The 12,566-nt window shown below is 65.2% G+C and carries 10 protein-coding genes; all 10 read right to left on the reverse strand.

The features are described from left to right. Positions 1–25: 25 nt before the first annotated feature. The 10 genes from ftsZ to mraY all read right to left on the reverse strand — a co-directional run bounded on the left by ftsZ (position 26) and on the right by mraY (position 12,557). Positions 26–1,900, reverse strand: coding sequence for a cell division protein FtsZ (gene ftsZ / locus K3152_RS06770; RefSeq protein ID WP_221573357.1), 1,875 nt, complete (start codon positions 1,898–1,900; stop codon positions 26–28). Positions 1,901–2,038: 138 nt separating this feature from the next. Then, the gene (ftsA, locus tag K3152_RS06775) at positions 2,039–3,337 is read right to left on the reverse strand and encodes a cell division protein FtsA (protein WP_221573710.1); all 1,299 of its coding nucleotides are present in this window, start codon (positions 3,335–3,337) and stop codon (positions 2,039–2,041) included. Beyond that, positions 3,337–4,245, reverse strand: coding sequence for a cell division protein FtsQ/DivIB (locus K3152_RS06780; protein WP_221573358.1), 909 nt, complete (start codon positions 4,243–4,245; stop codon positions 3,337–3,339). The genes ftsA and K3152_RS06780 overlap by 1 nt, the downstream gene beginning before the upstream one ends. After that, positions 4,238–5,197: a D-alanine--D-alanine ligase gene (locus K3152_RS06785; RefSeq protein ID WP_425594670.1), complete on the reverse strand. Its 960-nt coding sequence runs from the start codon at positions 5,195–5,197 to the stop codon at positions 4,238–4,240. The genes K3152_RS06780 and K3152_RS06785 overlap by 8 nt, the downstream gene beginning before the upstream one ends. Before the next feature lie 19 nt (positions 5,198–5,216). Then, positions 5,217–6,146, reverse strand: coding sequence for a UDP-N-acetylmuramate dehydrogenase (gene murB, locus K3152_RS06790; RefSeq protein WP_221573711.1), 930 nt, complete (start codon positions 6,144–6,146; stop codon positions 5,217–5,219). Between the two features lie 38 nt (positions 6,147–6,184). Next, positions 6,185–7,594 (reverse strand): UDP-N-acetylmuramate--L-alanine ligase, encoded by a 1,410-nt coding sequence (gene murC, locus K3152_RS06795; RefSeq protein WP_221573360.1) that lies wholly within the window; start codon positions 7,592–7,594, stop codon positions 6,185–6,187. Further along, complete coding sequence (gene murG / locus K3152_RS06800; protein WP_221573361.1) at positions 7,591–8,802, reverse strand: undecaprenyldiphospho-muramoylpentapeptide beta-N-acetylglucosaminyltransferase; 1,212 nt, start codon at positions 8,800–8,802, stop codon at positions 7,591–7,593. The genes murC and murG overlap by 4 nt, the downstream gene beginning before the upstream one ends. Beyond that, positions 8,799–10,058, reverse strand: a complete 1,260-nt coding sequence (locus K3152_RS06805; protein ID WP_221573712.1) for an FtsW/RodA/SpoVE family cell cycle protein — start codon at positions 10,056–10,058, stop codon at positions 8,799–8,801. The genes murG and K3152_RS06805 overlap by 4 nt, the downstream gene beginning before the upstream one ends. 5 nt (positions 10,059–10,063) lie before the next feature. Further along, complete coding sequence (gene murD / locus K3152_RS06810) at positions 10,064–11,356, reverse strand: UDP-N-acetylmuramoyl-L-alanine--D-glutamate ligase (protein ID WP_221573362.1); 1,293 nt, start codon at positions 11,354–11,356, stop codon at positions 10,064–10,066. 130 nt (positions 11,357–11,486) lie between these two features. After that, a complete protein-coding gene (mraY, locus tag K3152_RS06815) occupies positions 11,487–12,557 on the reverse strand; it encodes a phospho-N-acetylmuramoyl-pentapeptide-transferase (RefSeq protein ID WP_221573363.1) in 1,071 nt (356 codons plus the stop codon). Between the last annotated feature and the right edge of the window lie 9 nt (positions 12,558–12,566).

A 12,566-nucleotide genomic window follows, 5' to 3' on the forward strand; every position in this document is an offset into this window, starting at 1 on the left:
GACACGCGCGTTGGTTCAGTCGGAATTACTGGTTGTTCTGGCGGCCGAGGAAACGCGGGATGTTGAGGCCGCCGCTGCCGGCTTCATCCTCGTCTTCGTCCTCGTCGTCATCGTGGCTGGCACTCGAACCGCGCGAGAGATTGGCCATGCGCTCGAACAGCGTGCTGCCCTGCGCCGAGCCGCCACCTGCGGGTGCGCCACCTCCGGCACCGCCGCCGGAACCACCAGCACCGCCACCTGCAGCGCCGCTGGAACCCATTCCGCCAGCACCGGCGTCGCCGCCGAAGTCTTCATCCGAACCACGGGTGAAGAGCGGCTTGCGCGCGGGCTTTTCGGAAAGCGGGCGTTGCTGCTCGGCAAAATGATCGCTGCCGAGTTCGAGCGCGCCGTCATCGGCAGGATCGGACAGGTCGAGCGGAGCGCCTGCGCCGCCATCAGCATCGTCGGTCCAGCCGTCGTTCTCGGTGGCGCCGTGGGCGAAGCCGCGGTCTTCGGCGGGCGGCGGAACCTGGCCGTCTTCGTCGTCATAGCGATCGAAGCGTTCGGTTTCCTCGTTGCGCATGCCGGCGAGCGGGTCGACGATGCCGTCGACATCGTCATCCTCTTCGTACTCGTCCTCATCGCCGTAATCGTTGCCGCCACCAGCAGGCGAGAGGCCGGCCGGGTTCATCAGCGGGCCTTCTTCGTCCTCGCTGTCATCATAGGCCTGCGCGGGCTCGGGCTCGTATGCGGACTCGGGCTCCTGATAGGCCACCGGCTCGGGCTCATATGCAGGTTCGGGTGCAGGCTCGGGCTCAGGCTCTGCCGAAAGGCCTTCGTTGAGTTCGAACGGCTCTTCCTCCGGCTCGCTTTCCTGCAAATCGAGCACCGGGCGCTGCGGTGCGCGCTGCGGAGCCATCGAGAAGTTGCGCGGCTGCGCGGGACGCGCGCTGCCGTCCTCGTCGATACCGGTCGCGACCACCGACACGCGGATCTGGCCGTCGAGGTCGGGATTGAAGGCGCTGCCCCAGATGATATTGGCATCTTCGTCGACCAGCTCGCGGATGTGGTTTGCGGCTTCGTCGACCTCGAGGAGCTTCATGTCCTCGCCTCCGATGATGGAGATGATGACGCCCTTCGCGCCCGCCATGCTGACACCGTCGAGCAGCGGGTTGGCGATAGCGCGTTCGGCAGCTTCGAGAGCGCGGTTGTCGCCCTCTGCCGTGCCCGTGCCCATCATCGCCTTGCCCATCTCGCTCATCACCGAACGCACGTCGGCGAAGTCGAGGTTGATGAGGCCCGGCATGACCATGAGGTCGGTAATCGAGCGAACGCCCTGCTGCAGCACTTCGTCGGCCAGCGCGAAGGCTTCCTTGAATGTGGTGTCGGCCTTGGCGACCAGGAACAGGTTCTGGTTCGGGATGACGATGAGCGTATCGACGTGCTTCTGCAGCTCGTCGATGCCCGCTTCGGCGCTGCGCATGCGGCGCGTGCCTTCGAACAGGAAGGGCTTGGTCACCACGCCCACGGTCAGCACGCCCTTGCGGCGAGCCGCCTCGGCGATGACCGGCGCAGCGCCCGTGCCCGTGCCGCCGCCCATGCCGGCAGCGATGAAGCACATGTTCACGCCGTCGAGCGCGTCTTCGATATCCTCGACCGTTTCTTCGGCCGCGGCCTTGCCCACTTCGGGACGCGCACCTGCACCGAGGCCGCCGGTAATATCGGGGCCGAGCTGGAGGCGCTTTTCAGCAGGAGAAGTTGCAAGAGCCTGCGCATCGGTGTTGGCGACGATGAAATCGACACCTTCGATTTCGCTGTCGATCATGTTGGCGATAGCGTTGCCGCCTGCCCCGCCGACACCGACCACCATGATCTTGGGGCGCATGTCGTCGCTGGAAGCGGGTCCGATATTGATGCTCATTGGGCGTTCCCTCGGGAAAGAATTCTGGCCTTGGCCGTGTTGCACACGCTTTTGGCACAAAGCGATTCACGCATGCAAAGGTTAAATCGCTTTATCCACCGTGCGTAACGGGTGAAATCGACTGTATTTGCGACCTTATCAGAAATATTCGCGCACTGCCTGGACCACGCGGTTAACCAGTCCGAGGCCTGAATAGCGCTTCGTGGGCTGGTAGCTGGGGCCGATGGTGCGGATATCGATGGGGTCTTCGGAGGCATAGAGGCAGAGCCCCGCCAGGGTGGCAAACCCGGGCGTAGCATGCGCTTCGGGCAGCCCGCGCAAGGCAGGCGCTCGCCCCCTGCGGACCGGGAGGCCGAGCGCGCCTTGCATGAATTCGGCGATACCGTGGAGTTCCGCCCCGCCGCCGGTCAGCACGACCTGCCCGCCGTTCGCGCCGGAAAAGCCCATGCCTTTCAAGCCCTTGCCGATTTCGGTGGTCATGGTGCCGAGCCTGTCGGTGACGACCGAGACCAGCTCTGCCCGCGCGATACGGTTCTGCTCGTCCGCCCCGCGCGCCAGCCGCTCGCCCGGTTCCTCGCCGGGGCCGTTGACGGGTATCATCTCGCGGTGGTCGCTGGGCGTGGCGATGGCCGAGCCGGCGACGCATTTGAGCCGCTCCGCCTGCCCGCGCCTGATGCCTAGCGAACTGGCAATCGCATCGGTGATGTCGTTCGAGCCGACCGGAATGGATCGCAGGCCCAGCAGCATCCCCCCCGCATGGACAGAGACATTCGTCACCTGCGCACCGATTTCGACCAGTGCCACGCCAAGGTCGCGCTCTTCCTGCGTCAGACAGGCATAGGCGGCGGCGAGCGGGCTGGCGACAACGCCTTCGACATCCAGATGCGCGCTCTGGACAGCCTCGATAAGGTTTCGCACCGGCGCGCCTTCGGCCAGCGTCACATGGATGTCGACGCCGAGAGATTCCGCATGGAGACCGATGGGATTGGCAATGCCATGCGCTCCGTCGAGCGTGTAATGCGCAGGCTGCGCGTGGAGGACCATGCGCCCGTCTGGCTGGATATGGTCGCGCGCGGCGAAAAGCAGGTGCTCGACATCGTCCTCGTCGATGCGGCGGCCGCCGATGGCAATCTCGACGCTGGCAATCTTGCTGGTGAGGCCTGCGCCTGCGCAGCCAATCCACACGCCCGAAACGCTGGTATTGGCGCTGCTCTCGGCCTGCTCCACCGCCGCGCGGATGGATTGCATCGCGGCGGCCATGTCGGTGACATAGCCGCGCTTGATGCCCTCGCTCTTTCGGTGCGAGGAGCCGAGCACGATCATTTCGCCGTCCTCGCTCTGGCCCATGACCATGGCCGAAATGCGGAACGAGCCGATGTTGACCGCTGCAAACACGCGGGTGATGCGCGGCATGGGTGTGTGCGGATTGCTGGCCATCATTCGGCCTCCGCCATGGCCTGCGTGCCGCGCGGGCACGGCCCGTCGGCGCAGCGCAGGAAGACCCGGTCGGGCACGCGCATGTCGATGGCGATGGCCTTGCCTCCGATGAGGCGATTGCGCCCGTCCATTTCGGCGAATTTGACCAGCGCGGCAGGCCCCTGGTCTTCGGAAGGCAGCAGCAGCAGCTGGTCGGTCTTGAAGGTGAGGTTCCACCGGCGGTTGCCGATCCACTCGGCAGCGGCAATCTGCGGGGTGAGCGCTGGCGCGGCATCAAGCAGGCGGTCCAATTCGGCCACCTGCTTCTGCGCGCCGGGGCCGGAGATGAGGAGCATCTCCTGCGCCTCCTTGGCCGAAATCGGTTCGAGATCATGCCCCGTCGCATCGACAAGGATGAGCCGGTCGGGCTTGACCACCACGGCATGCGGCTCGCGCTCGACGATGTCGATGCGCAGGAGGTCGGGGAGCTGGCGCGAGACGCGCGCGTCCTTGACCCAGGAAAGCTCCATCAGCCGTTCGCGAATGGCCTCTACATCGACCAGCGGCATGGGCCGGTCCTGCTCGCCCAGCACGCGCTCGTAGACCACCTGTTCGTTCAAACGCTCGACACCGGTCACCCGCACGCGGTCGACCTCGAAACCGGCGCGGCTGGCGGACTTCGCCAGCTCGGTCTGCGCAAGTTCGGGAAGCCCTGCATACTTCGCCACGTTCCAGGCGATAATCATGCCGATGGCGAGAATGGCGACGAGGAAGAACTTGTGCCACTGCTCCTCGGTAAAGGGCAGCGCGGACATCGCCCGATCGAGCAGGCCCGAGGTATGCTTCTTGGCCGCCCGTGCCTTCTGGCTGCGGCTGCGCGCAGCGGCGGACCGGCGGACACCGGTGGGCTTGCGGCTGACCTTAGCCATCGCGCCTCTTGTCCTCATGATAGCGCAGCGCGGCGGCAATGACGGTCTCGACCAGCTCGCCATATTCGATGCCGGCATACTTGGCCTGCTCGGGCACGAGGCTGAGCGGGGTCATACCCGGCTGGGTGTTGGTTTCGAGCACGAACAACCCGTCCTCGCCCTGCTCCTCGTCCCATCTGAAGTCCGTGCGGCTGGTGCCACGGCAACCCAGCACCTTGTGCGCCTTCAGCGCGATTTCGAGGCACAGGTCGCGGATGTGGTCGGGAATGTCGGCCGGGCAGATATGGTCGGTCATGCCGTCGGTGTATTTGGCGTCGAAATCGTAGAAGCCGCTCTTGGGCTTGAGTTCGGTGACGCCCAGCGCGCGCGAACCATCTTCGAAATCGACCACGGCGGAGGTCATCTCGCGGCCCTTGATGTAAGGCTCGGCGAGCAGTTCCTTGAAGTCTTGCCAAGGGCCCTTGGCATCGCGATTGATGGGATTGCCGTAATTGCCCTCATCGGTGACGATGGCGACGCCGACCGAGCTGCCTTCATTGACGGGCTTGAGCACATAGGGACGCGGCAGCGGGTCGCGTTCGAACAGGTCGGCGGTCTTGACGATGCGGCCACCGGGCATGGGAATGCCGTGCGGCACGAGCGCCTGCTTGGTCAGCTGCTTGTCGATGGCAATGACCGAGGTGGCGAGGCCGGAATGCGTATAGGGCACGCCCATGAGGTCGAGCATGCCCTGCACGCTGCCATCCTCGCCGGGAACACCATGGAGCGCGTTGAACACGACATCGGGCTTGGCCTCGGCGATGCGCGCGGCAACGTCGCGGTCCATGTCGATGCGCGTGACTGTGTGGCCGCGCTCTTCCAGCGCTTTGGCGACGCCTTCTCCCGACATCAGGCTGACGGGGCGTTCATTGGCCCAGCCACCCATCAGGACGGCGACGTGAAGTTTCTGCATATCAGGCATTCTTTAGTCCTTACGGTCGCCCCACACGCTGGATTTCCCATTCGAGCTCGACGCCCGAATTCTCATAGACACGGCGTTTCACTTCCTCGCCCAGCCCCTCGATATCGGCGCTGGTGGCATCCCCTGTGTTGATGAGGAAGTTGGTATGCTTCTCGCTCACCTGCGCGCCGCCCATTTTCAATCCGCGGCATCCCGCCGCATCGACCAGTTCCCACGCCTTCTTGCCCGGCGGGTTCTTGAAGGTCGATCCTCCGGTCTTGGTGCGCAGCGGCTGCGAATTTTCGCGCGCCTCGGCAATCTCGTCCATCGTCGCGCCGATGGCTTCGGGGTCCCCCGGCTCGCCCTGAAAGCGCGCGCGCACGACGACGGCCCCTTGCGGCAGGGCCGAGTGACGGTAGGAATATTGCAGGTCAGAGGCAGGCAGCGTGTGCATCGCCCCGCCCGGCATCACGACATCGCAATCGATGAGCACGTCGCTCACCTCGCGGCCATAGGCGCCGCCGTTCATGCGCACGAAACCGCCGACCGTGCCGGGGATGCCGCGCATGAATTCGAGGCCCGCCACGCCGCAATCGCGCGCCGCGCTGGCAACGAGGATGCCATGCGCCCCGCCCCCGCAATCGACAATGCAGGTCTCGTCGTCGATGGAGACATCGGCAAAGGGCTTGCCCAGCTTGATGACCACGCCCGGCACGCCGCCGTCGCGGACAATCATGTTCGAGCCGAGACCCAGCGCCATGACCGGCAATTGGCCATCGAGCCGGCGGAGGAACTCCTTGAGGTCTTCCATGTCCTCGGGCTCGAACAGCCAGTCGGCCTTGCCGCCGCTCTTGAACCACACCAGCTTGGCAAGCGGGGCTTGCGGAGTCAGCTTGCCGCGCAGGCCGTCGGTGTCGATGGGCGCGTCGATGCTGCCCTCGACCGAACAATCGGGAGCCATGCCGCTATCCCAGTTCCAGACGTCGTTTTCTTGGGGCGTCACGCAGCGCGTTCCTTCTCGACCGCTTCGGCGAGACCGGCGGCCCATTTGGTGATGTCGCCTGCGCCGAGGCAGACCACGAGGTCACCCTCCTCGATGTCGGCGGCGAGTTTCTTGGCGAGGTCGTCGCGGTCCTCGACCGTGGCGGCGTTGCGGTGGCCGCGCGACTTCAGCCCTTCGACCAGCGCCTTCGCATCGACGCCCTCGATGGGGTCTTCGCCCGCGGCATAGACGGGCGTGATGTAGACCTGGTCGGCTTCGTTGAAGCTGCTCTGGAAGTCGTCCATCAGGTCGCGCAGGCGGGTGTAGCGATGCGGCTGCATGACCGCGATGACGCGGCTGCGCGTTGCCTCGCGTGCGGCTTCGAGTACGGCGCGGATCTCGACCGGGTGGTGGCCGTAATCGTCGATGATGGTCGCCCCGCCGACACTGCCGACATTGGTGAAGCGCCGGCGCACGCCGCCGAAGCTGGAGAAGCCGTTGCAGATGACCTCGTCCGGGCAGCCCATCTCGATGGCCACGGCAATAGCTGCGAGCGCGTTCTGGACGTTGTGGCGCCCCGGCATGGGCAGGCACACGTTCTCGATGCGGCGGTCTTCCTCGCCGCGCTGGCGCACAATGACGTCGAAGCGGTTGCCGCCCTCGTGCGGCTGCACGTTCACGCCGCAGATGTCGGCCTGGAGGTTGAAGCCGTAGGTCACCACGCGGCGGTCGCGGACCTTGCCGATGACGGCCTGCACTTCGGGGTGGTCGATGCACAGCACCGCCGCGCCGTAGAAGGGCACGTTGTGGATGAACTCGACGAAGGCGTCCTTTACCCCGTCGAAATCGCCGTAATGGTCGAGATGTTCGGGGTCGATATTGGTGACCACCGCAATCGTGCCGTCGAGGCGCAGGAAGCTGCCGTCGCTCTCGTCTGCCTCGACAACCATCCAGTCGCTGTCGCCCAGCCGGGCGTTCGAGCCGTATTGCTCGATGATGCCGCCGTTGATGACGGTGGGGTCGATGGCCCCGCAATCGAGCAGGCTGGCAATCATACTGGTGGTGGTCGTCTTGCCGTGCGTGCCGGCCACCGCGATGGTGGATTTGAGGCGCATCAGCTCAGCAAGCATCTCGGCGCGACGCACGACGGGGATGCGGTTTTCGAGTGCGTGCGCGACTTCGGGATTGGTGCGCTTGACTGCCGTGGACGTGACGACAACCGCCGCGCCCTCCACATTCTCTTTCTCGTGGCCGATTTTCACCGCGATACCTTGCGAGCGCAGGCGCTCGACCGTCGGGCTTTCGCTGATGTCGGAGCCTTGCACGGTATAGCCGAGGTTGTTCATCACCTCGGCGATGCCCGACATGCCGATGCCGCCTATCCCCACGAAGTGGATAGTGCCGATATCGGTTGGTACGCCCTTCATTCCGCGCTCTCCCGTTTCGCGCCCAGAATCTTGGATGTCTGCCCTGCTGTCACGCCTTGTGTGGCGCCGCGAGCATTGTTTCCGCCCACGCGGATGACATCCATCATGTCCGCCCCGCCGAAGCTTTCGACGAGGTCGGCAAGGTCCTCTACGGCCTTGGGGCGGCCGCAGTTCCATGCGGCATGGGCGGCATTGGCGAGACCCTGCGGGTCATCGGCCAGCACGCGAATTTGCTTGGCGAGTTCCTTGCTTTCGAACTTCTCCTGCCGGATCATCCGCGCACCGCCCGCCTTGGCCATTTCGCGCGCATTGAAGGCCTGGTGGTCGTCGGTTGCGATGGGCAGCGGGATGAGGATGGCGGGGCGACCCACGGCGGTCAGTTCGGCAATCGTCGAGGCACCGGCACGCCCGATGAAGAGATGCGCATCGGCAAGGCGGCTCTGCATGTCCTCGAAATAGGTCGCCAGTTCCGCCGGGATGCCGTGGGTGCGATAGCGTTCGCGCACCGCGTCGAGGTCTTCGGGCCGACACTGCTGCGTCACCTGCAACCGCTGGCGAATGGCGGGCGGCAGCATGGCGAGGCCATCGGGCACGACTTCGGACAACACACGCGCACCCTGGCTACCGCCGGTGACGAGGACGCGCAGGAGGCCTTCTTCGCCATAAGACGGGAAGGGTTCATCGCGCAGCGCGAGGACTTCGGCGCGCACGGGATTGCCGACCAGATAGGTCTTTCCCTGATGCGCGGACTTCAGCCGCTGCACGTCGGGATAAGCGGTCGCGATCGCGTTGACGCGGCCCGAGAGCAGGCGGTTCACCCTCCCCAACACCGCGTTCTGTTCGTGCACAACGGTCGGGATGTCGGCCGAGGTCGAGGCGAGGATAGCGGGCAGCGAGGGATAGCCGCCGAAGCCGACCACCGCGCTGGGCTGGAAGCTCTCGAACAGGCGCAGCGCCATACGGCGCCCTTCCCACACGGCCTTGGCACCCTTCACCCATTGCAGCGGGTTCTTGCCGAAGCGGCCTGCGGGCAGGATGTGCGCGGGCATGAAATCGGGCTTGCCCGGTATCTGCGCGCCGCGCTCGTCGGTAATCAGCGCGACATGGTGGCCGCGCCGCTCCAGCTCGGTCGCCAGCGCGAATGCGGGCAGGATGTGGCCACCGGTTCCCCCGGCAGCCAGCACATAGTGGCGGCTCGAACCGGTCACTGGTGAATCTCGCGCGTCACGCGCGCCTCGGACGTCTTCATCGCGCCCCCCTGCCCGATGCCCAGCAGGTCGCCAAGTCCCCTTGTGGAGCTTTTGAGATAGGGATTGCGCCGCGTGATCGCGACGAGCAGCCCTACGGCAAGGCAGATGGCGATGGTGGAAGACCCGCCATAGCTCACCAGCGGCAGCGTCATACCCTTCGAGGGGAAGAGCTGGAGATTGACCAGCATGTTGATGAAAGCCTGCCCGCCGAACAGCGAGACGAGGCCCGTCCCGGCCAGCAGGGCAAACAAGTCCTCCTCGTCCACCAGCCGCATCAGCACGCGCAGGATGATGGCGAGATAGGCGAGCACGACGAAGCCGCAGACGATAAGGCCGAACTCCTCGCCGATGACGCTGAAGATATAGTCGGTATGCGCTTCGGGCAGGCTCATCTTGCGAAGGCCGAGGCCATAGCCCGCGCCTGTCCAGCCACCGGCGGTGAGAGTACGGCTCGCTAGGTCGACCTGGTCGAAGGCCACGCCGCCGCCGAAGAAGCTGTCGATACGGTGGCGCGCGTTGTCATAGAGGAAGTACGTCGCGGTCAGCAACGCGATGCTGCCTCCGGCAAGGATGCCGAGCCGCTTCCACGGCACGCCCGAAAGGATGACCATCACGAACCACACGCCGCCGAACAGGATGGTGCCGCCGAAATTGGGCTGCATCATCATCAGCGCGGCGATGAGGACGAGCAGACCGGTGGCGATAGGCAACACAGGCAGGTTCGGGTCGCGCATCCGCCACGAGAGGATCCACGCCAGCACGATGGCAAAGGCGGGTTTCAGGAACTCGGATGGCTGGAACTGCATGCCGAGATTGATCCAGCGCCGCGCCCCGTTGATCTCGACCCCGAAGAAGGGGACGAGGAAGAGCAGGCCGAGCATGCCTGCGCCCAGCAATATACCGAGCCGCCGTGCGTTCTCGCGGCTGAGCAGCGATGCACCGAACAGGACGCAGAGCGCCACCGCCTGCCAGGCGAGGTGGCGGTAGAAGAAGTACAGCGGGTCGAGCGTCTCGCTGGAGGTCGAGAGGCGGTTCGCGCTCGCCGGGCTGGCAGCCGCAACGGCGATGGTGCCGAACGCCATCAGGCCGAGGATCATGAACAGCAGCACGCGGTCGATCTCGCGCCACCAGATTTTCAACTGGCTCCAGCGCGACAGCTTGCCGCCCGGGATATGGGCAGGCTTGCGTTTGGCGCCGGGGACGAAGGGCTGCATGGCGGTCACTTCAGGCCCTCCACCAGTTCGCGGAAATGCTCGCCGCGCTTTTCGAAGTCTTGATATTGGTCGAAGCTGGCGCAGGCGGGGGAGAGGAGGACGGTGTCGCCTGCTTGCGCCGCGGCGGCAGCGGAGGTCACAGCGCGGTCGAGCGTTTCGCACTGCTCCACCGGCACGCGGCCTTCCAGCAGGGCGGCAAAGTCCGGACCAGCCTTGCCTATGGTGTAGGCGGCTTTGACGTGGCCTAGTTCGGCCTCGCACTCGCCCAGCCCCGGCTCCTTGGCGAGCCCGCCGAGGATCCAGTGGATTTTGTCGAACGCCGCGAGAGCGGGCGCGGACGCAGCGGTGTTGGTGCCCTTGCTGTCGTTGACGTAAGCGACGCCCGCGATTTCCGCGAGCCGCTCCATGCGGTGGGGGAGGCCGGAATAGGTTCGCAAGCCCGAAGCGATCTCTTCTTCAGAAAGGCCCACGGCCTCGGTGGCAGCTATGGCCATCTGGGCGTTCTCGCCATTGTGTGGTCCTTGAAGGCCCGGCCAATCTTCCTGCGATCCCAAGACGGTCGCATCGCGGTGGGTCTTTCCGTCTTCACCGAAAACACCCCAGACATCCCATGGATCGGTCATCACAAGGCGATCAAACGGCTCCAAGCGCCAGTGGTCTTCCGACTGCATTTCGAAGAGGCGCAATTTTGAGGCGCGATAACGTTCGAAATCCCCATCATACCGATCGAGATGGTCCGGCGTGATGTTCAGCAACACCGCCACGTCGCAATCGAGAGAATAGGTCAGGTCGATCTGGTAGCTCGACAGCTCCAGCACATAGACCCCGCCTTCCGGAAGCGGCTCCTGCTCGAGGATCGGGAGGCCGATATTGCCGCCCATAGTCGTCGGCACGCCTGCGGTCTTGAGGATATGGTGGACCAGCGCGGTGGTGGTCGACTTGCCATTGGTGCCGGTGATGCCGACGACCTTGTGTGGCGGCAGGTGCGGCCTCGCCTGTGCGAAGAGTTCGATATCTCCAATCACCGGCACGCCGAAGCTGTCGGCATGCGGCTTGATCGGATGGGTGTTGAGCGGGACGCCGGGGCTGACGATGACACCTGCATAGCCGGTGAGGTCCGCCTCGAGCGGGTCGCCAATGGCGCAGCGTCCATTGTAGGGCTCGCGCGCTTCCTCGCGGTCGTCCCACACCAGCACATCCGCGCCAGCCGCGAGCAGCGCCTCGACCGTCGCCCGGCCGGACCGCGCGAGGCCGAGCACCGCGTATTTCTTGTCCTTCCAGGCGGGCGAGGTGATCACGTGACCAGCCCCCTCCGACCCTCGCGATGCGAGGGCCACCTCCCCCAGTGGGGGAGGCTCTCGGCGAATGGAAACTCCCCCCTTGGGGGAGGTGGCGGCGCGCAGCGCCGACGGAGGGGGCAAGGCGCGATCATCTCAATTTGAGCGTCGCAAGCCCCAGAAGTGCGAGCACGATGGCGACGATCCAGAAGCGGATGACGACCTTGCTCTCCGACCAGCCGAGCTGCTCGAAATGGTGGTGGATTGGGGCCATACGGAAGACCCGCCGCCCGGTGCGCTTGAACCAGAAGACCTGGATGATGACCGAAAGCGCCTCGAACACAAACAGCCCGCCGACGATCGCCAGCACGACCTCGTGATGCGTCGCCACGGCAATCGCACCCAGCGCGCCGCCCAGCGCCAGCGAGCCGGTGTCACCCATGAAGACGGCGGCCGGAGGCGCGTTGAACCACAGGAAGGCAAGCCCAGCCCCCATAATGGCGGCACAGAAGATGGCCAGCTCGCCCGCGCCTTCGACATAGGGAATGCCGAGATATTCCGAATAGTCCACGCGGCCCACGAGATAGGCGATGACGGCGAAAGTGCCCGCCGCGATGATCACCGGCATGGTGGCAAGGCCATCCAGCCCGTCGGTGAGGTTCACCGCATTGCCCGCGCCGACGATGACCGTGGCAGCGAAGACGTAATAAAGCGGCCCCAGCTCGATGCCGAAATCATTGACGAAGGGCACGTAGACGAAGGTGTTGATCTGGCTGACGATGATGTAGCTCGCGATGCCCGCGACAGCGAACTCCATCAGCAGCCTGACGCGCGCCGACACGCCCTTGTGGCTGGCCTTGGTGACCTTGTCGTAATCGTCGAGGAAACCGATGATGCCGAAGCCGCCGGTCACGGCGAGGCAGGCCCAGATGAAGGGATTTGACAGGTCCATCCACAGCAGCAGCGAGATGAACAGGCTGACCAGGATCATCAATCCGCCCATCGTCGGCGTGCCGACCTTGGCGAGGTGGGTCTGCGGCCCGTCCTCGCGGATCGGCTGGCCCTTGCCCTGCCGCACGCGCAGCATGTCGATGAAGCGCGGACCGATGAACAGGCCGATGATGAGCGCCGTCAGCAGCGTCGCGCCCGCGCGCGCCGTCTGGTAGCGCACGAGGTTGAACAGCCCTTCGAAATTGAAATACTCGGCGAGGAGATAAAGCATCGGCCTCGT

The sequence above is a fragment of the Qipengyuania polymorpha genome (genome assembly GCF_019711435.1).
In the GTDB taxonomy this organism is placed as follows: Bacteria; Pseudomonadota; Alphaproteobacteria; order Sphingomonadales; family Sphingomonadaceae; genus Qipengyuania; species Qipengyuania polymorpha.

Excerpts from the sequence above, each read along its gene's own strand:
- ftsA (WP_221573710.1), bottom strand. The coding sequence starts at position 3,337 with ATGGCCAGCAATCCGCACACACCCATGCCGCGCATCACCCGCGTGTTT.
- mraY (WP_221573363.1), bottom strand. The coding sequence starts at position 12,557 with ATGCTTTATCTCCTCGCCGAGTATTTCAATTTCGAAGGGCTGTTCAAC.
- K3152_RS06780 (WP_221573358.1), bottom strand. The coding sequence starts at position 4,245 with ATGGCTAAGGTCAGCCGCAAGCCCACCGGTGTCCGCCGGTCCGCCGCT.
- ftsZ (WP_221573357.1), bottom strand. The coding sequence starts at position 1,900 with ATGAGCATCAATATCGGACCCGCTTCCAGCGACGACATGCGCCCCAAG.
- K3152_RS06785 (WP_425594670.1), bottom strand. The coding sequence starts at position 5,197 with ATGCAGAAACTTCACGTCGCCGTCCTGATGGGTGGCTGGGCCAATGAA.
- K3152_RS06805 (WP_221573712.1), bottom strand. The coding sequence starts at position 10,058 with ATGCAGCCCTTCGTCCCCGGCGCCAAACGCAAGCCTGCCCATATCCCG.
- murB (WP_221573711.1), bottom strand. The coding sequence starts at position 6,146 with ATGGCTCCCGATTGTTCGGTCGAGGGCAGCATCGACGCGCCCATCGAC.
- murC (WP_221573360.1), bottom strand. The coding sequence starts at position 7,594 with ATGAAGGGCGTACCAACCGATATCGGCACTATCCACTTCGTGGGGATA.